Genomic DNA, 18918 nt, shown 5'->3' with positions numbered 1-18918 from the left:
CCGGATGAGCAGACGCTGGCAGCAGGTTCGTCACCAGCTGCGCCGCAACCGTCCGGCGCAGTTCTCTCTGTTTGTGCTTTTTATTTTCGTTGTCGCCGCGCTTTGCGCCGGCTTAAGTCCGTACGATCCGGATCGGATGGCGCTCGGCGCACGCACGCTACCGCCGGATGCCGCGCACTGGTTCGGTACCGATGAATACGGACGCGATTACTTCACCCGTGCGCTGTATGGCGGCCAGATCTCGTTAATGGTCGGTTTTCTCGCCATGCTCTTCTCCACGCTTATCGGCACGGTGGTGGGAACGGTGAGCGGCTATTTTGGCGGCTGGCTGGATAACCTGATGATGCGCGCCGTGGATATCCTGATGGCCATTCCGGCCTTCTTCCTGCTGCTGGTGGTGAATGCTTACCTCAAGCCGGGCGTGGATAACATCATCCTGATCATCAGCCTGCTGACGTGGATGAACATGTCGCGGCTGGTGCGTGCCGAAACGCTGTCGGTGAAAGAGCGCGAGTATGTGCTCTATGCCCGCGCGTCGGGAGAACATCCGCTGCGCATTATCGTGCGCCACATTATTCCTGGTGTGCTGCCGACCATTATCGTGGCCGCCACGCTCAATATCGCCTCGGCGATTTTGATGGAATCAACGCTCAGCTTCTTAGGGCTGGGCGTGCAGGCCCCTGCGGCGTCGTGGGGAAGTATGCTGAACAACGCGCAGTCCTATATTGGCGAAGCGTCGTGGCTGGCAATGTTCCCCGGTATTTTGATCCTGCTGACGGTGTTCAGCTTTAACGTGCTGGGCGATGTGTTCCGTACCGCCTTTGAGCCGGGAGCCAGTCGCGATGAGTAGCTTATTAGAACTCGATGACCTGCATACCACGTTCCGCACCCGGGAGGGGGAAATGCATGCGGTGCGCGGCGTGAGCTTTCAGGTTCAGCCGGGAGAACTGGTGGGTATCGTTGGCGAATCGGGCTGCGGCAAGAGCGTCACCTGTAAGTCGATTATCCAGCTTCTCGGGAGCAACGGCCGGATAACGGGCGGCAGCATCCGCTTTCAGAACGAGGACCTGGCGCAGAAAACCCCGGCGCAGATGCGCGCCATTCGCGGCAACGAGATCGCGATGATTTTCCAGGATCCGATGACCGCCCTCAACCCGGTGCTGACCATCGGCAAGCAGATGGCGGAGATCCTGATGCGCAATAAAGGGCTCAGCAAAAAAGCGGCTAAAGCGGCGGCGATCGCCATGCTGCAACAGGTGGGCATTGCTGAGGCGGAACGCCGGTACGACCAGTATCCCCACGAGTTCAGCGGCGGGATGCGCCAGCGGGTGATGATCGCCATTGCGCTTTCCTGTAATCCGAAGCTTCTTATTGCTGATGAACCGACTACCGCGCTGGACGTGACCATTCAGGCGCAGATCCTGCGCCTGCTGAAAAGCCTGCAGCAGCAGACCCAAACCGCGATTTTGCTGATCACCCACGATCTCGGCGTGGTGGCGCAGGTCTGCAGCCGCGTGGTGGTGATGTACGGCGGGCTGGTGATGGAGGAGGGGAGCGTGGAGGACATTTTTTATCGCCCTGCGCATCCTTACACCCGGGGGCTGCTGGCCTCGCTGCCGCGTCCGGATGAGGAGAATCAACGGTTGTCGCCGATAGAAGGTTCGCCGCCAGGCCTGCTTAATCCGCCGCCGGGTTGCCCGTTTGCCGAACGCTGTCCGAAGCGTATGCCGCAGTGTGAGCGGCAGCCCGCGTTTTATTCCGTCGGAGAGGGCCATCGCGCCGCCTGCTGGCTATGGGCCGATAAGGAGATTCAGGCATGAGTGAACAACAGACGCCTTTAGTGCGCGTACGGGACCTGCACAAACACTATCAACTTAACGGCGGTTTGCTGCGTAAAGGCGTGGCCGTGAAAGCGGTCGATGGCGTGAGCTTTGATATCCAGCCCGGCGAGACGTTTGGCCTGGTCGGGGAGTCCGGCTGCGGGAAATCGACCCTCGGGCGCGCCATTCTGCGTCTTTTCGATATCACCTCGGGCGAGATCCACTTTGCCGGACAGGCGATCGCCCACGCCCGTGAAAAAGAGCTGAAGCCGCTGCGTAAAAGAATGCAGGCGATTTTTCAGGATCCCTGGTCCTCGCTTAACCCGGGGATGACCGTGCGACAGCTGGTGGCCGAGCCGATGCAAATCCACGGCTACAGCCGGGAAGCGCAGCAGGAGCGTACGGAAACGCTGCTCTATAAAGTCGGGCTGAAGCAGGAACACCTTGAACGGTTCCCGCACGAGTTCAGCGGCGGGCAGCGCCAGCGCATCAGTATTGCCCGCGCGTTGTCCGTGAATCCGGAGTTTGTGCTGTGCGATGAACCGCTCTCGGCGCTGGACGTCTCGGTGCAGGCGCAGGTGGTGAATATTCTGCAGGACCTGCAGCAGGAGCTGGGGCTGACCTATCTGTTTATCGCCCACGATCTCTCCATGGTGCGCCATATCTCCAGCCGAATTGGGGTGATGTATCTCGGTAAGCTGGTGGAGGTGGCCCCGGCGAATGCGCTGTATCAGCATCCGGCGCACCCATACACCCGCGCACTGCTGGCGGCGGTTCCCCGTCCCGACCCGCGCATTCGTCACCTCGACGACGCTACCCTGCGCGGCGATATTCCAGGCCCCACGTCCGCGCTGCCTGGCTGTAAGTTCTGCAGCCGCTGCCCGCATGCCATGCCGGTTTGCCAGACGCAGGAGCCGGCGATGCAGGAGATTGCGCCAGGGCATTTTGCAGCATGCTGGTTGTTTAACGTGTAATTAATGCGCCACGCAGGTGTATGATAAATCCTCCTCTGTCAGGTTAATTACAACGTGCAGACGACGACAACCCTTAAAAAATTGCCGCCTGCCTGTTTTAGGTTGGATACATGCGTAAAGGAACGTTAAGCAGTGATGCGCCATTCGGGACATTGTTAGGCTATGCGCCCGGTGGCGTGGCGATTTACTCTTCAAATTACGGCAGTCTGGACCCGCGAAATTACCCGGAAGATGCGGATTTCCGCAGCTATATTGGCAACGAATACATGGGCCACAAGTGGCAGTGCGTTGAGTTCGCCCGCCGTTTTCTGTTTCTCAACTATGGCTTTGTGTTTACCGATGTCGGCATGGCGTGGGAGATCTTCTCTCTGCGCTTTTTGCGTCAGGTGGTGAACGATAACATTCTGCCCCTTCAGGCCTTTGCCAACGGCTCGAAGCGCGCGCCGCGCGCCGGGGCGCTGCTGATCTGGCAAAAAGGCGGCGAGTTTCACGAGACCGGCCACGTGGCGGTGATCACCCAGCTTCTGGACGATAAGGTGCGTATCGCGGAGCAGAACGTCATTCACGCGCCGCTGCCGCTCGGGCAGCAGTGGACGCGCGAGCTGCGCCTTTGTGTTGAGAACGGCAGTTACACGATCCACGACACCTTTACTGACACCGAAATCCTCGGCTGGATGATCCAGACTGACGACACAGAACACAGCATTCCGCAGCCGGAAATCGACGGCGAACTGCTGAAAATCAGCGGTGCGCGGCTGAAAAACAGACGTCAGTTTGACGGGAAGTGGCTCAACGAAAATGACCCCCTGCAACAGGCGTATATCCGCGCCAACGGACACTTTATCAATAAAGATCCCTGCCAGTACTTCACCATTACCGAAAGCGCCGAGCAGGAGCTGATCAAAGCCACCAACGAGCTGCACCTGATGTACCTGCACGCGACCGATAAGGTGCTGAAAGATGACAACTTACTGGCGCTTTTCGACATACCGAAAATCCTCTGGCCGCGCCTGCGCCTCTCCTGGCAGTGGCGCCGCCACCATATGATCACCGGTCGTATGGATTTCTGCATGGATGAGCGCGGGATTAAGGTGTATGAGTACAACGCCGACTCCGCCTCCTGCCACACGGAAGGCGGGTTGATCCTCGAAGAGTGGGTCAAAAATGGCTATCGCGGCAACGGGCACAACCCGGCGGAAGGGTTACTGGAAGAGCTGACCGGGGCGTGGAAGCACAGCCACGCGCGTCCGTTCGTGCATATCATGCAGGACAACGATGTCGAAGAGGACTATCACGCGCTCTTTATCCAGCGCTCACTGCTGCAGGCCGGGTTTGAAACTAAAATTCTGCACGGGCTTGGCGCCCTGAGCTGGGATGCCGCCGGGCAGTTGATTGACGACGAAGGCCGTCACGTCAACTGCGTGTGGAAAACCTGGGCGTGGGAGACGGCGATAGAGCAGATCCGCGAGGTGAGTGAAACCGAGTATGCCGCGGTACCGATTCGCACAGGCCACCCGGCTGGGGAAGTACGGCTGATTGACGTCCTGCTGCGCCCGGAAGTGCTGGTCTTCGAACCGCTGTGGACGGTGATCCCCGGCAATAAGGCGATCCTCCCGGTGCTGTGGCAACTGTTCCCGAACCACCGCTACCTGCTCGATACTGATTTTGAGGTTAACGACCTGCTGAAACAGACCGGCTATGCCGTTAAGCCCATCGCCGGGCGCTGCGGCAGCAATATCGATCTGATCAGCGCTGAGGATGAACTGCTGGACAAATCCAGCGGCAAGTTTGTTGACCGCAAAAATATCTATCAGCAGCTGTGGTGCCTGCCAAACGTTGATGGCAAGCATATTCAGGTTTGCACCTTTACCGTGGGCGGAAACTACGGCGGAACCTGTCTGCGCGGTGATGACTCGCTGGTGGTGAAAAAAGAGAGTGATATTGAGCCGCTGATTGTGGTAAGGGACTCACTATAAAATATTACCTGCACGGACGACTCCCTCTCCATTGAGGGAGAGGGTTGGGGTGAGGGGGAACATACGGCTCTGGTGGTCATTCCGTTCACTTTATGTTCCTTGCTACTCTGCAACGACATGGCCTGTGAACGTGCCAGGGTGGCTCAGTCTGCAGGGTATCCTGCGGGGCTTGTTGTTATTATTCTTCCTCTTCCTGCTGCCCGCTGACCTTCAAATCAATAATCCGGCCAATCTGGTCATGATAGACCGTCAGCAGGTTGTACTGGCTCATCTCAGAGATGATCTGCGGTGAGACATTAAAGCTGCGGGCAAGCTCCTCCTCCGGCAAATAACCCGGCTGACGCCGTCTCACCTGAGCCCGGCGGCGGTTGTACTGATACCACAAAATCAGCAGCCAGCCGTTGAGCGCGGCGAACAGTAAATAGATCAGCACCGTATTAAAGGACGCAACGATCGCGCCCCAGCGGTAGTCGCTCTCATCGGTTAGCTGCATCCAGAGTCGGGCGTACAGGAAAAAGAAAAACCCTCCCCACGCGACCAGCGTTAACGCGGCATCAAAAAGACGTGGCAAGAGCCGATGTTCAGTCAAAATTAAGGTATTTTCGTTCATTGCAGGCTTCCTTTTCCCCGGTCCGGACTGATCCAGCGCGCGCGGGCACGCTGGCGTTTAAGCATCACTTTTGGAAAGGCGACGAGGGTAGTGAACAGGCCAATCATCCAGTACACCATCGGGAACCAAATCACCCAGAAAAGCGCGCTGGCCACGTTTCGCTCATAGCGCCGCTCGATGTACAGGCTGACCAGGAATTGCAGCAGGCACATGACCCCCAGCAGCAGCCCGGTAAACGCCGGGGGAAAGAGGCTCTCGACGGTCAGGTTCGCGGGAAGCGGGGCGACATGGCTGAAGACGAACAGCAGCACCGTCAGCGCGTAGGCGAAGGCCCACAGCGTTGACAGCGCGTACTCCATAAACAGCGGCCACATGCGGTGGTGCTCCCAGCGCACGATCTTACGCAGGTTGACCAGAAACACCTCAGCACCGCCCTGGGCCCAGCGCAGACGCTGTTTCCACAGGCCTTTTAGCGTCTCCGGCATCAGGATCCAGCACAGCGCGCGCGGCTCGAAAAAAATATCCCAGTGGCGAAGCTGAAGCTTCCAGCTGATGTCGATGTCCTCGGTGATCATGTCCGGGCTCCAGTACCCGACATCCGCCAGCGCCTGCCGGCGAAAGGCGGCGATGACGCCGGAGACGGTAAAGACCCGACCGTAAATCCGCTGCGTCCGCTTGATGAGCCCAATGATGGAGGAGAACTCGCCCACCTGTATGCGGCCAATCAGCGTGGAGCGCGTGCGAATACGCGGGTTGCCGGTCACCGCCCCGACATGGGGGTACTGGATCAGCGGCGCCACCAGATAAGCCGCGGTATCGCGATCGAGCAGCGCGTCGCCGTCAATACAGACCAGCAGATCGCCCCGGGCCGCCGCCGCCCCGGCTTTGAGCGCCAGCGCTTTGCCCTGATTTTCCGCGAGGTTGATCACCCGCAGGCGCGGCTGTTCCAGCGCCAGCTCCTGCAGCACCTGCGCAGTGTTGTCAGACGAGCCGTCGTTAATGGCGATCACTTCTATGTTCTCATACCGCTGAGCCAGCGCGGCGCTGATGGTCTCTCTGGCGTTCCTTTCCTCATTGAAACAGGGGATCAGAATGGAAATGAGCGGCTCGCCGGCGAGCGTGGGGGCCGGTGTGTCGTGATCCCATGACCAGTGTCGTTCAAGCTGAAACCAGAAATAGAGCCCGCCGGTTATCCAGAGCACGGACATAAACAGCGGCCAGAAGAAGACAAAATCCAGAATCAGTTCGCCGGTAAAGAGGGCGGCCACGCCTAACGGCAACCCGAATACCAGACATAAAATAGAGAAGGCGATAAGGCGATCAGTCATTGTCAGGGTACCAGTACGATGAAAATTCAGGCCTGATACGGGAAATATCAGGTTGGTTATTGAGAAAGTCGTCGGGGTAGTAGCCGTAGTTTTTAATGCCGTTCAGCTGGAGCACCTGCATCCACGCCACAAGCTGGCTATCGGAAACGGCACGGGGCGGTTTCTGCCCCCAGTCCCTGGCCTGCAGCTCAAAAATGGTTTTATTGCGCGCGCCGGGGCGTTCGGCGACGGCCTTAACCAGACGCGTCAGCCAGGCATCGCTTTCGTCTACCGGGACGGACTCCATCAACGGCATGGCCATCGGCACCGTCCAGTCATACTCCGCCAGAAAGTCATCGAGATTCTGCGCAAACCACGCCTCGCTTTCGGGCTGCAGGATGGGTAAGGCAAACAGATTACGGGCGGTTTGTATCTGCGGACCGCGAATGTGCTTCACCGCTAGGCCGAGGGCGTGAGTGAAACCGATCAGAAGCCGGCTTTTCTGGCGCGGGGGGTTCTGCGAGGCCGCCTGTCCGGCGTCGTCCACGTCCGTCAGTACCGCATCGTCATGAAACAGGATCCCATTGAAGCTGGCATAGCGGGCCAGATCCTCATAGATGTCCGTCACCTGCTGACGCACCTGCGGATCCCACGGGGAGAGCCGGATATAAGGCTCGGTGGCGTCGCTTAACCGGCCGGTTTGCCGATCCCGGCGCTGGACGCGCGGCAGGGAAGGGGAGAGATCGAACGAGAGTACCGGCATCCATGCGAAGACTTTTACCCCCGCGCGGGTTTGCAGCTGCCAGGAGACAAAATTAAACAGATCGGCCCGGACCGGAAGCCGTCGGTTGGGGAAATAGAGCGCCTTGATCCTGCCATCGCCCTGCGGATCGGCAAACGCCTGCAGGAAAACATGGCTGATTTTCATGTCGTAAACCCGCTGGATCAGCCGGTTGATATTTTGGGTTTGCTGAGCCGGGTCGGGATCGTAAACGTAGTCGAGATCGACATGCATGACGCGCACCGGTTCAGGCTCCTGAACCTGGCTAACCGTGCTGGCAAAGGCTTTGAGCGAGGGATTCCCGGCGATCAGCAGACGGGGAATGCTGCCGAGATTGCGCACGTCACCCAGCCCGTCCTCAAGGGTAAAGGCCAGCTGATAGCCCTGTTTTTTGGCAATCCCGAGCGACGTGCCGTTGGCGGCGCCATAGGGCCAGACCCAGGCACGCGGAGCTTTGCCGGTCACCTGGGTGATTTTTTCGGTGACTTTGCGCACGTCATCGCCGATCCGCTGGCTGAACTCAAGGTCCGTTTCATAGCGGCCCGTTGCGTTATCATAAAAGCGATTGGCGATCGCCGGTTCGCGGCTGCCCTGCGGGTTGGCCGGAATGCCGTAGTGCGAGGCCCAGGTATGCGAGCCGATCTCAATCAGCGGGGAGTGGCTGAGCTCGCGCACCATGTCCCACGTCGCGAAGCGATCGCGGGGCGTCATCAGGCCGCCGAAGTTAACCTTTTGATCTGCCGGCGTATCCACCCAGCTGCCCACCGGCGCCCACAGCGCAGGAACGTTCCATGCCTGAAGCAGCGGCCAGACGCGGGTGTAAAAACTGCTGTAGCCGTCGTCAAAACTGAGTAATACGGCTTTCGGCGGCAGCGTTTTTTTCCCGTCATGGGCATCCAGAATGTCCTGCACGCTGATGGCGTGATAGCCGTTGTGCACAAGCCAGCTAATCTGCTCGTTCAGCGCGCTGGTGCGAACGGAGAGGTAGCGCTGATCGGCGGCATCATCTTCTACGTCGTGGTAGGCCAGGACCAGAAACTGGTTCGTCGGCCAGGGTTTGCTCGCCTCCAGCTGCGGTCGCGCTTTGGGGGCAATAAATGAGAAAGCCTGTGCACAGGCGCTCGCGCTCAGGCAGAGCCAGCCGAAGAGGAGCAGGCTCACGGAAAGACGTGTATTCAGCATATTCATCCTTAAAAGCGTAAAGTCGCATCAAACGTGACGGAGAGATTGCTCTCGCGCTTGCCGTCGTAAGGGCGTTTATCCCAGTTCAGCATCACGCCGGTATCAATGACGTTGTTCCACTGGATGCGTTGTCCATAACCCACCAGGGTGATGGCCCCGGCGGACTGATTTTTCTGCCAGTACCTGCCGCCTCCCGCCACGATCTGCTGGCTCCAGAGGGTGTCGTAATGGCGATACATCTCATGATCGACGGACAGGGCAGCCGTCACGGACAGGTCCCGCGCCGGGTTGTAATAGAGCGTGTTCCGCTGGCTGTTTTTACTGGCGGCGATCTCCGGTTCGAGATCCAGCGTCAGGGACGGCGCCTGCCAGAGACGCTCTTTCCCCGTGAGGGTGTATTCCTGTCGGCGGTTATGGTCTGAAAAGTGACTGACGGCGGCGCTGAACTGGTACTCACGCCGCTCGTTTTGATACCAGCGCACGCCGCCTTCACCCCGGTTAGCACTGATCCCGTTGCGTAACGCCCGCAGAGGCGTGGTGCGGGACAGGCGTTCGAGGCTGCCGCTGACCTGCCAGTTATCCGTGAGGCTGTAGGTGGTTGAGAGGCGAGCCCCGGGCTTGTTGGCCCCGTGATAGCGGTTTCCGGAGAGTTCGGCTTCGAGCTGGAGGTCACGAGGCCGCCATTCGACGCCGCCCGACAAATGACGGCTGGAACCTTTGCCTTCATCGAAATTACCCTCTGCGTAGCGGGTGCCCGCAAACAGCCGCCAGTTATCTGCCATCGGCGGACCATAGAGCGTGGCGTCCCAGTTCATGTCGTGGGTACCGCTAACGGGGTTATCGGAGTGCAAGCCTTTTCCCGCATTGAGACGCAGCTCGGACAGGTGGTGGACCGCTCTGAGCCTGTCCAGACGCCGGGCGCTGCGATCGACGGGTGCGCGGGCAAGCACGTCGTCGGCCAGTAAGTCCATCTGTCGCCACTCCTGCAGATCCATCGCGACGTAGGCCTGCTGCAGTTCAAGCTCCAGATTCGACGGTTCGAGCGCCTCCGCCATTTTCAGCTTCCGCTCGGCTGCGCGCGGCAGACCCCGGGCCTGAAGCAGGGAGGCATAGTCAATCTGTAATCCCTGGTTGCCGGGCGCCGTTGCGGCCATACGCTGAGCCAGCTTTTCGGCTTCCGGCTCGGCGTGGGTCGCCAGTAAATAGTTAAAGCGCAGCGACTGTCCGGTAAGCCATCGATCGTTCGGCTGAGGGGTAGGGGAACCGAAATCGTAACGACTCCAGGGGACGTTGCGGGTCTGGCGCTCAGCATACTGGCGGGCGGCCTGATACTGCCCGGTATCCAGCCAGGCATAGAACAGCGCATGCTCCTCGTCCTGCGGATCGGACGCATATTGTGGATAGCGTTGCAGAAGTGAAAAGGCGGCAGCGGCGTTTTTCTCCTGCAGATACGCGGAGATAACCCAGCCGATTGCCCAGCCCGGGACCGGATGCTGTGCGGCCGTCAGCGCCTGATACTCGCGGATGACCTGCGGATAATCGCCATGCGCATACAGCGCACCAAGCCTGTCGATACGGGCAAGGATAATGTCGTCCGCCGCCTGAGGATCGTTTTGCCAGCGAGCAAACAGGGTGTCGTAACGATTCAGTGCATGTTGCGCAAGAAGCAGGCGCTCTTTTTCTGTCCTGGCGGGCACATCAGCAAGGCGAACGGTTTCGGCAGCGGCATTCAGCTCAAGACGGCGACGCTGCGCCGGAGTCAGCGCCACCCGTTGTGAACGTTGAAGCGCGGGGGTATTCACCCGGTTATCCGTAAGCGCGTCGATGAAGTCTCTCTGCAGCGCGTTATTCTCTGGCGCGATATTCAACGCGCGCGTGTCCGCTAAAAGCCGATCGCTGTTTTTTCCCTGCATTAACCAGACATACGCGAGCGTCTGAAGATGGGCCTGCGAGGGATTTTCAGCCACCAGCTGCCGGGCTTCCTGCAGCGCAAGGGTATCCATGCGGGCATCGGCAAGGGTTTTGATGTAGCCGATACGGTAATCGTCATTCTCTGGAGCAAGGCTACGCGCTTCATTCCAGAGCGATAACGCGGGCTGCCACGCTTTCTGATTTCGCCTGGACTGCGCGACGGCCGCAACGCCCCGGGCGGGAAGCGGCATATAAATACCATAACGCCGCCAGACCTGAATCACCTCGTCATCGCGACCTGCCCATCCTGCTACCTGTAGCCAGTCCGCAACGTTCTCAGGCGTCAGGGCATGCTGTTGCTGATAACGCTGAACATAATCGAGAAACGGTGTGTAATTACCGTTACGCGCCTGCTGAATCTCTTGCTCATAAACGGATCCCGTAGCCTGAACCAGAACAGGAAAGAGTAATAACAGGAACAATAATGTTGGGATGCGATAAAAGAATAACGTATTGAAGCGAAGTGAACTTTCCATATCTATTTGCCATTTGTTTATCATGAATCCATTGCATAACACGGCCGCCTTTAAACTCAGCGTTAAAGGCCATAAATGAGAACATTAAATCTGAATGCAGTGATGTTACGGGGTACTTACTTAAAGGTAATTATGGATCCTTATCTCAGTCGATGGGATGGAAGATAATGTACACCTGATATCTTGCCGGATAAATATGCTGAAAAGCGGCTATGCTGTTTTGAGATAATTCTGGGATGAGCCGGTTTTAGCGATTATTTGGAAGGGGTTGGTTAATTCTAACTATTTGAAATTAAATTCATTTATTTTTATTGTGACAAGAATGTTTATATTTTTAATGCCGATTATCTGCGTCAATTAAAGTAGTTTCTGGTGCATGTTTGGGAAGTTTCATGACAAAAATTCTTAATGTTCAGAGAAGTGACTTTTCTGCGATTGTTTTTTATTTATAATTAATGGCAGCCATTGAATGAGAGTCTACAGGAAGTCTCACTCATCAATGTCTGAATTGAGGGATGTCCAAAGCCAGAATACATTTATCGTTAATATGACAGCGCTATAAAACGAAGGCGGTTTTCTTTCCGCAGGATCGTTCTTGCTTTAATCTAAAAGGGATTGTTAGTGGCAACTTCAATAGTGTTAGTGACTCAGGATCGCTACCTTGTCAGGGGGATGAGGCTATTTTTCCCGGATATTATCCTGCTCGACTCGGTTGACAGAAACATATTTGATAACGGTGCAGATGAATATTCTGTATTGATTGATAGTCGTTCTCCGCTCCGTTTATATGATTACCTGATACGCCATCCGGCCAGAACGAAAAAAACGATCTGCTGCGTTATGCTCGATATGCGCCATCGCGAGGAGAATCTGCTCAGTATGAAATTGTTTACCAACATGTCGCACACCGCGGCGGATATGGCCTCGCTGTTTAATCTGGTGCTGAATATGAAGGGCAGGCGTCTGACCACGAAGTGGCTGCTTAACCTGCGGCTAAGCATGCACGAAGCGATCATGTTGCGGTTGCTGCGGGCAGGCATGTCGATGGAGGAGGTGGCAAGCGAGCTGGGGATGTCGGTTAAAAGCCTCTACCGCAAACGCACGGCGCTCTCGGAACGGCTGGGGGCTGAGAACTTTAATGAGGCGTGTTTGTTTATCTTTAAAAACAAACTGCTGGACGCAGGTGGGAACGATCCCTAACGTTGCCGAAATCCAAAAGCAAAAACCCGCCTCAAGGGCGGGTTCTTTAAAGGGAAATGATTCAGAACGACCAGCGCAGATTCGCGTTAACCGAGTTGACGCGGGTATCCGCACCGTATTGTCCCTGATACCCCACATCCAGCGTCGCAGCCCGCGACAGTTGTACGCTCACGCCGATATCACCCACCATCACGTCCTCATCCACGGCTTGTCCCTGAGTAATGAACGCGTCGCTGCCCGCAAACGCCATGCGCGAAGACGTATTCTTATCGCCATAGGCGTGCTGCCAGCCCAGCGAACCATAGAGGTTAACGTTCTTCGGCAACTCGGTCACGCCGCGCACCCCGAGGGTGGAATAGAAGGTGTTCATCGTTTCATTACGTACGCTCAGCGCGGCGGCACCGCCGTCTTCCCTGAAGCTGTCGGTATGCAGTCGGATCCAGGAAAAATTAATAAAGGGTTCGACATTCATCTCTGGCTGGCCGAAACGGTAGCCCGCTTCGGTGAACGCCAGCAGCGAGTTGGCGTCGTAATCCGACTTCAGCCGATCCGAGAAGCCGCTGAAATCCACATTGCGCTCGCCTTCAATCTTGTGCCAGGTGTAACCCAGCGCGCCACGAAGGGAGAACGCATCCTGTTGGCCAGCCGCATACAGGCCAAGGTGGTAGTTGTCGGTATCCGTTGAGGAACGACGGCTGTCGACGTCGTAATCCCCCCGGCTATAGCCGAAGTAGCCACCGACACGCACGTTATGGTCCGCCAGCTTGCGATCTGCCCCCAGCAGGAAGCCGGTGGTGTTGCCGTCCAGCTTGCCTACGTTACCATCGCCGCTGTTTCGGCTCCAGGAGCTGAAGGTCTGGCCCCAGACGCCATTGTTTTGCGGCTCCGGCTGCTGCACCAGCGACATCGCTAACGGTGGTATCGGCAGGGTGTCGTTATCAAACGCGCGCTGCATCCGCTGGTTTAACACATTAAACACCTGCGTGCTGCCGGCAATCAGGTTGGACTGCATTGACGGATAAACTTCACCGGATAGCTGGTTAAACGCCTCGCGTGCTTCCGGTGCGCTCAGCACCAGTAGCGAGTTATACAATGCCAGCGACGGGCCGCTTTGCGTCAGCGTGGAGAGCGCGCCGGCAGTGTTCCACTGGTTGCTGCTTTTGGCCACGGTCTGGAAAATCCCCGGCTTGCCGCTGCCGGGGTTTTCACCGCCAGGATTCTCACCGCCCGGGTTTTCGCCTCCTGGGTTTTCTCCTCCTGGATTCTCACCTCCTGGATTCTCACCTCCTGGGTTTTCTCCTCCCGGGTTCTCACCACCCGGGTTTTCGCCTCCAGGATTCTCGCCTCCAGTCTCTTTCTGGGCGATGGTCAGATCGACGGCGTTGGTGCCCTGCCTGAGCGCCACGTCCAGGAAGGCAGATTTGGAAATCGCTCCGGCGAACTGACCGTCAATTCCCCCGTCCGAGGTTAATATGCGATAGCTTTGGCCCGTTTTGTAACTGGTTTGCGGGTCCAGCGCGGTGACCTGTACTTTAGCCAGATCGCTGATAGTCGTTTTGCCCGATACCAGCAGCTGGTCGCTGCGGCCATCTCCTGCGATATCGACGTCATAGAAGGACTCGCCCACAAAATTCAGATAGCGTTTCAGCGTCAGCGTGCCGATATCGCCATCCCCTGGTGAGATATGCCCACCGGACAGGATCTCGGTCTGGCCCAGCGTGCCGTTGCCGCCCAGCGTGCCGCCGGCCTTGATTGACGCGGCGCTGCTGTAACCCAGTCCATTGCTGACGTCTGAACCCGCCGTCGCGTTGAGGATCAGCGTGCCGCCGTTCTCGGCGCTAAGGGTCTGAATGTCAAAGATATCGTCTTCTGCCTGGGTGTTGATGTTGCTGGCAATAATGACTTTGCCTCCGCGCGCGGTCACGTTCGCCTGAAGGGCTGAAAGATCGCCGTTCAGCGTTGTCTGTCCGGAGGTATTGATCACCTCACCTTCGCCGCTCATCGTGTTGCTGAAGACGTAATTTTCGTCGGTATGGTTGAAGTAGACATAGCTGCCGAACAGCCCGCCACGCAGGCTGATTGCCGTCTTCGTATCGAGGGCACCCGCACCGCCCGCCTTACCAAGCGTTGGTTCAGTTATACCCGTGCCGGTGTCCATGTTGCCGCGGCTGCCGATAATTAGCGCACCCCGGTTCGAACCGGAACCCGATGTCCCCACGATCAGCGCATTGCTGCCAGCGGAAAATGAACCGTCGTCAATAACCGACAGCACGCCGTTGCCATAATCGCCCACGCTAACGCTGCTCTCGCTGGTAAAACGTGAGTCTTTGCCCGCAATAACCAGCTCAGCGGTTTTCCTTGCCCCGGAGACGCCAGCCACCTGCACGCCGCCAACGTTAACCGCTCCGCCGTTCAGTACGTCCAGGTCGCCATTAAGCGTCAACGTACGGCCAACATTCCACTGTGAGCCGCTCCCCGTAACGGTGGCTTTTGGGCTCAGCGTGTCGGTTTCATCCGGCCCGGTTCCATTGCCGATGCGCGCATCGTAGGCGGTATTGAGCGCCGCACCGTCTTCAATCGCCAGCGTGGAGCGTGCGCCCAGATCGGTGCCTACGCTAAGAAAATTACTGGTCACGCGAGAGCCAGCACCCGTGGCGATAAGGTGACTGTCATAGCCACGCGTGGTGCCGACAACGATCTCCTTAGCGCTTGCCAGCGCGCCCTCTTCGACTCGAAGGGTGCCCAGGCCAAGATTCAGGTCGCCGTGCAGGACGTATTGATCGTTCACCGCGTTTAGCTCCGCATTTGGCCCACGGACCGTGACCACGCTTTCATAAATTTGGCCGTCGAACAGCCGACCGATATTGATGTTATAGGCGGTGATTTTGCCATTATCGATCAGCAGGTTTCCGCGTTGATTACGTCCTACGTAAACATCTCCGGTGTAACCCAGCGTTTCGGTAATACGCGAGTCACCATCAAAAATAGCATCGGCTGCACGCGCGAAATCAGCAGGTGAAAGCAGTAACAGCGGCGCGGAAAATAGAGCGAGGTAAAGTCTGGAAAGCGGTGTCTTAACCGCTAAAGAATGCGATGTAGAGTTATTCACGGGCTATCTCCGTACTCATTAGCGTGATGTCGGGAAAATCGTTTTTATATGAAAACTCAGATACGTCAGATAACGTAAAAGGCGTTATTTCAGTACGCCTTTTAATGTGGTGTTAATTATTTATGGGTGACAACAGGTGTACAGGTTGGCGCGCTCAGCGTCGGTGCGGATCCTAAAATCCCTGGCATCATCATCGATGAACAATCGAAAATACGCCCTTTTTCCGTCGTCGCGCGATAAGAGAGTTTTTGTCCTCCCAGTGCGTCTGGCTGGGCGCCATTAACGTTAGTCACCGTTATTTCATCCGATGAGCCCAGCCCCAGCATTTTAGCGGTCTCCGCCTGCAGGAGTGGAATAGCCTGATCGGTTTTTAGCGTGGAACAACCGGCTAGCATCAACGTAACGGTTAAAAAGATTAGTGGTTTTCTCATAAATTACCCTTTATATCCAATCAGTTAATTTCACTGATTGTATTTATGTTTACAGTTACCCAAATCAGCAAATAATATATTTCCCTTTCCTAATCGAAAAAACCCTCCTAAAGTAGGGTGGGTAGAAAATAATTCATCCGTACTCTTAGATATGCGAAGGTAAAAGGAGGACCCTTTGGGACAGAATTATGCGTTGGTCGTTGATGACCATCCATTGGTAGCAAGCGGCATCGCCAATTTTCTGATTACACACTGCCAGTTTAAGCAGGCGTATGTGGTGACGAATGAGGATGATTGCTACCGACAAATTAGGGACAATGGCCCACCACGCTTGCTGGTAATCGATTTTTGGCTCTCGTCCGGAACGGCCTTGAGTTTACTCAAGGAAATAAAACAACTTTACCCACAGGTACGACTCCTGGTGGTCAGTGGGGATGACAATAATGCTATCTGGCGGAAAGTTCATACCGCCGGGGGGCACGGTTTTGTATTAAAAAGCGAGCCGCCTGAAATGTTCTCACGGGCCGTTTTCGCACTCACCGATAATCTGACATGGTTTCCTGAGGGAAACGAACTTTCCATCGAGTCGAATAATGAGAAATTAAGTAAATTTAACTTAACGCCGCGGCAAATTGACGTGTTAAATATGATTATGCGTGGTCTGCCAAATAAAAGAATCGCCGCGCAACTTTCAATTTCCGAGCCCACAGTAAAAGAACATATTAGTAATATTTTGAAAAAGATAGGCGTTAATAGCCGGGTCGAGGCCATTACACTACTGCATGGCAAGCAGGAACCGTCGGAATGAGGTTTTTTCAGAGTTTACAGAACGATGGGATCTCCGCTCCAGCGCAGATCCGTTTGCTAAACAACACCTTTTTACGGTTGGTGTTCAGCTTTAGCGCGGTGCCCTTTGTCGGTATTCCTTTCGCCATCTGGATTTATATGCTTGGGGACGACCTTGGTCCAACGATTACCTGGATAATCATTTATCTGCTATGTGCTGTGGCGATAAGAATATTGCACCGACGTTATCAGCGCGAAGCGAAAGAAGACGTTGAAAAAGACGTCCTGAGACGCTGGCTTCCGCGTATTAATAATATCGCCTTTATTCACGGGCTGGGAATCTCATCACTCTATTTAATTACCCCGCAGACGCAGAACTTTGACTTTTTCCTGCTGCTGAATATCAGCATCGCCGCCATCGTCGCCGCCAATGCGACGCATCTGACGCCTGTCATCAGCACCTTTACGCGGTTTTTCTTCGCCTCCTGGGGGATGCTGAACCTCGGTATTATCTGGCGGCTGGATGAGCTGATGTTTATTGTGCTTATGCTGAATCTGCTTTACGGCTTCGCGATTTACCGCCATGCGTTAACGTCACATGCATTCTTTATTCAGCAAGCGTTGCTTGAGGAAAAAAGCTCACGGCTGGCGGAACAGTTTCGTCAGGCCAAAGAGGATGCGGAGCAGGCGCTGCTGGATAAAAATCAATTTCTGACCACCGCCAGCCACGATCTGCGCCAGCCCGTGCACGCGATGGGCTTTTTGATCGAGGCCATTCTCCACCGAAACCGGGACGTTAGCCTGATGCCACAGCTTCTTGACCTGCAGCAGAGCGTTCGCTCGGTACATTTGATGCTCAATTCTCTGCTCGATCTCAGCAAAATAGAATCCGGGAATGTACTTTCTGCCCCTGGCAAAGTGGATATCGGTGCTCTGCTCGACTCGGTCATCACGCTGTTTCGCGAAGAGGCCAACAGCCGCGCACTTAGGCTATGTACCCGGCGGCCCAAACGCCGCATCTACGTGCTGGGCGATCCGCTGCTGGTGCGACAATCTCTGATTAACCTGATTCAAAACGCCCTTCGCTACACGCTCCAGGGCGGCGTGCTGGTCGCCATCCGACCACGCGGCGAGGAGTGTATGGTGGAGGTGTGGGACACGGGGGTCGGTATCGCCGATGACGAGAAGGGCAAAATCTTCTCGCCTTACTACCGTCCCGAGCTGGCATGGAAGATCGACAGCGCCGGACACGGGCTGGGACTGGCCGTAGTGGCCCGTTGTGCCAAGCTGATGAAGGTGAAGTACGGGATGCAATCCATTGAAGGTAAAGGCTCACGCTTCTGGATGCGCTTCACCCAATATACTGGCGAAGACATCGCGCCGGATATTTCGCCCACCTGTGACAACACTGCCACGCCGGTACGCTATGCGCTGCTGCACGGTTCCTGCCTGGTCGTCGATGACGATCCGCTGGTAACGTCTGCCTGGGAGAGCCTGATGAGCATCTGGGGAATCAACGTGCGCTGTGCGGCCTCTGCTGAAGAAGCGTTCGCCATTATCGACGACGGCTTCACGCCGTTTGCCGTGCTGTGCGACCAGCGCCTGCGATCCGGCGAAAGCGGCTTCGATATCCTGAAAGCGCTTTTTGAACGTCTCCCGGATATGAGCGGCGCGATAGTCAGCGGCGAATTTAATTCACCGGTTCTGCTGGAAGCGGAGCAGGAGGGGTACCTGGTGCTTCGCAAGCCTCTCGAACCGGCTAAACTGCATGCGCTGCTGACGCAGTGGTCGGGGTGTCGTGGATATGGAAATAGATAACAGCAGCAGTGAAGCTCTGAAGTGGGCAATAATGTCAGTTTTCGAGGGTATAGATATCTTCAACTATTTAATATAAATATAAATTTAATCAAAAATTTCGGTGGGTTATGGGGCGGATAACGGAATGGTCAGCGAAGAAGCACTTTTAAAATCAGGTTTTAGTAAACGAGATCTTCAAAAGCTAAAAAACAATATTGAGAATTACGGTGGTTCGTTGGATAGCGTAACTCATGATCTGTCCAATCGTTTTAAAGCAATGAAGTGGATAACGATTATTGCCTTCATCATACTGGCTTTAACTCTTTTACTTGCCTCCAGGGATACAAGTCTTAACCTTGCGCTCACATTATTGATTTTACTCCCTTTTATTTGGTATATAACGCCAGCAAAACTTGGCTATAAATCCTGGCGTTATCGTAAAATGCTGACTAATTCTGGGACGGGTCGCTGACGGACAACAGATTGTCTCCGAGTGTG

Annotated in this window: 14 protein-coding genes; 8 read left to right on the top strand and 6 right to left on the bottom strand. The window is 55.9% G+C overall.

What is annotated here, in order from left to right:
• The first annotated feature begins 4 nt into the window (after positions 1-4).
• From SP99_RS18700 to gss, 4 genes are all read left to right on the top strand, one after another.
• The gene (locus SP99_RS18700) at positions 5-850 is read left to right on the top strand and encodes an ABC transporter permease (RefSeq protein ID WP_025759790.1); all 846 of its coding nucleotides are present in this window, start codon (positions 5-7) and stop codon (positions 848-850) included.
• Complete coding sequence (locus tag SP99_RS18695; protein WP_047959462.1) at positions 843-1820, top strand: ABC transporter ATP-binding protein; 978 nt, start codon at positions 843-845, stop codon at positions 1818-1820. Before SP99_RS18700 ends, SP99_RS18695 begins: the two co-directional genes overlap by 8 nt.
• A complete protein-coding gene (locus SP99_RS18690; protein ID WP_047959461.1) occupies positions 1817-2794 on the top strand; it encodes an ABC transporter ATP-binding protein in 978 nt (325 codons plus the stop codon). The genes SP99_RS18695 and SP99_RS18690 overlap by 4 nt, the downstream gene beginning before the upstream one ends.
• Positions 2795-2904: 110 nt before the next feature.
• Positions 2905-4770: a bifunctional glutathionylspermidine amidase/synthase gene (gss, locus tag SP99_RS18685; RefSeq protein ID WP_047959460.1), complete on the top strand. Its 1866-nt coding sequence runs from the start codon at positions 2905-2907 to the stop codon at positions 4768-4770.
• Between the two features lie 178 nt (positions 4771-4948).
• Here gss and pgaD read toward each other — a convergent pair whose 3' ends face one another.
• The 4 genes from pgaD to pgaA are packed head-to-tail and all read right to left on the bottom strand — an operon-like array spanning position 4949 to position 11097.
• Positions 4949-5380 (bottom strand): poly-beta-1,6-N-acetyl-D-glucosamine biosynthesis protein PgaD, encoded by a 432-nt coding sequence (gene pgaD / locus SP99_RS18680; protein ID WP_047959459.1) that lies wholly within the window; start codon positions 5378-5380, stop codon positions 4949-4951.
• Entirely contained in the window at positions 5377-6708 is a 1332-nt protein-coding gene (gene pgaC, locus SP99_RS18675) for a poly-beta-1,6-N-acetyl-D-glucosamine synthase (RefSeq protein ID WP_047959458.1), read from the bottom strand. The genes pgaD and pgaC overlap by 4 nt, the downstream gene beginning before the upstream one ends.
• The gene (gene pgaB, locus SP99_RS18670) at positions 6701-8650 is read right to left on the bottom strand and encodes a poly-beta-1,6-N-acetyl-D-glucosamine N-deacetylase PgaB (protein ID WP_047959457.1); all 1950 of its coding nucleotides are present in this window, start codon (positions 8648-8650) and stop codon (positions 6701-6703) included. The genes pgaC and pgaB overlap by 8 nt, the downstream gene beginning before the upstream one ends.
• A gap of 8 nt (positions 8651-8658) precedes the next feature.
• Positions 8659-11097, bottom strand: a complete 2439-nt coding sequence (gene pgaA, locus SP99_RS18665; protein ID WP_047959456.1) for a poly-beta-1,6 N-acetyl-D-glucosamine export porin PgaA — start codon at positions 11095-11097, stop codon at positions 8659-8661.
• 672 nt (positions 11098-11769) lie between these two features.
• Between pgaA and SP99_RS25255 the strand changes: the two genes are divergently transcribed.
• Complete coding sequence (locus SP99_RS25255; RefSeq protein WP_047959455.1) at positions 11770-12297, top strand: helix-turn-helix transcriptional regulator; 528 nt, start codon at positions 11770-11772, stop codon at positions 12295-12297.
• 61 nt (positions 12298-12358) lie between these two features.
• Here the strand turns inward: SP99_RS25255 and SP99_RS18655 are convergent, their stop codons facing one another.
• Complete coding sequence (locus tag SP99_RS18655; protein ID WP_047959454.1) at positions 12359-15406, bottom strand: autotransporter outer membrane beta-barrel domain-containing protein; 3048 nt, start codon at positions 15404-15406, stop codon at positions 12359-12361.
• A 116-nt stretch (positions 15407-15522) separates the two neighbouring features.
• The gene (locus SP99_RS18650) at positions 15523-15837 is read right to left on the bottom strand and encodes a lipoprotein (RefSeq protein WP_045286548.1); all 315 of its coding nucleotides are present in this window, start codon (positions 15835-15837) and stop codon (positions 15523-15525) included.
• 175 nt (positions 15838-16012) lie between these two features.
• On the opposite strand from SP99_RS18650, the gene SP99_RS18645 reads away from it, so the two are divergent.
• The 3 genes from SP99_RS18645 (at position 16013) to SP99_RS18635 (ending at position 18892) form a co-directional block, all read left to right on the top strand.
• Positions 16013-16645 carry a response regulator transcription factor gene (locus SP99_RS18645; protein WP_047959453.1) on the top strand — a complete coding sequence of 211 codons (633 nt, stop codon included), beginning with the start codon at positions 16013-16015 and terminating at the stop codon, positions 16643-16645.
• Positions 16642-18441, top strand: a complete 1800-nt coding sequence (locus tag SP99_RS18640) for a hybrid sensor histidine kinase/response regulator (RefSeq protein ID WP_047959452.1) — start codon at positions 16642-16644, stop codon at positions 18439-18441. Before SP99_RS18645 ends, SP99_RS18640 begins: the two co-directional genes overlap by 4 nt.
• Before the next feature lie 124 nt (positions 18442-18565).
• A complete protein-coding gene (locus SP99_RS18635; RefSeq protein WP_047959451.1) occupies positions 18566-18892 on the top strand; it encodes a hypothetical protein in 327 nt (108 codons plus the stop codon).
• The last annotated feature ends 26 nt before the right edge of the window (positions 18893-18918 follow it).

The organism is Enterobacter sp. BIDMC92 (genome assembly GCF_001030225.1).
GTDB classification, from domain to species: Bacteria; Pseudomonadota; Gammaproteobacteria; order Enterobacterales; family Enterobacteriaceae; genus Enterobacter; species Enterobacter sichuanensis.
Note: the sequence above shows the minus strand (reverse complement) of the source record. Positions and strands in the feature narration are given on the sequence as shown.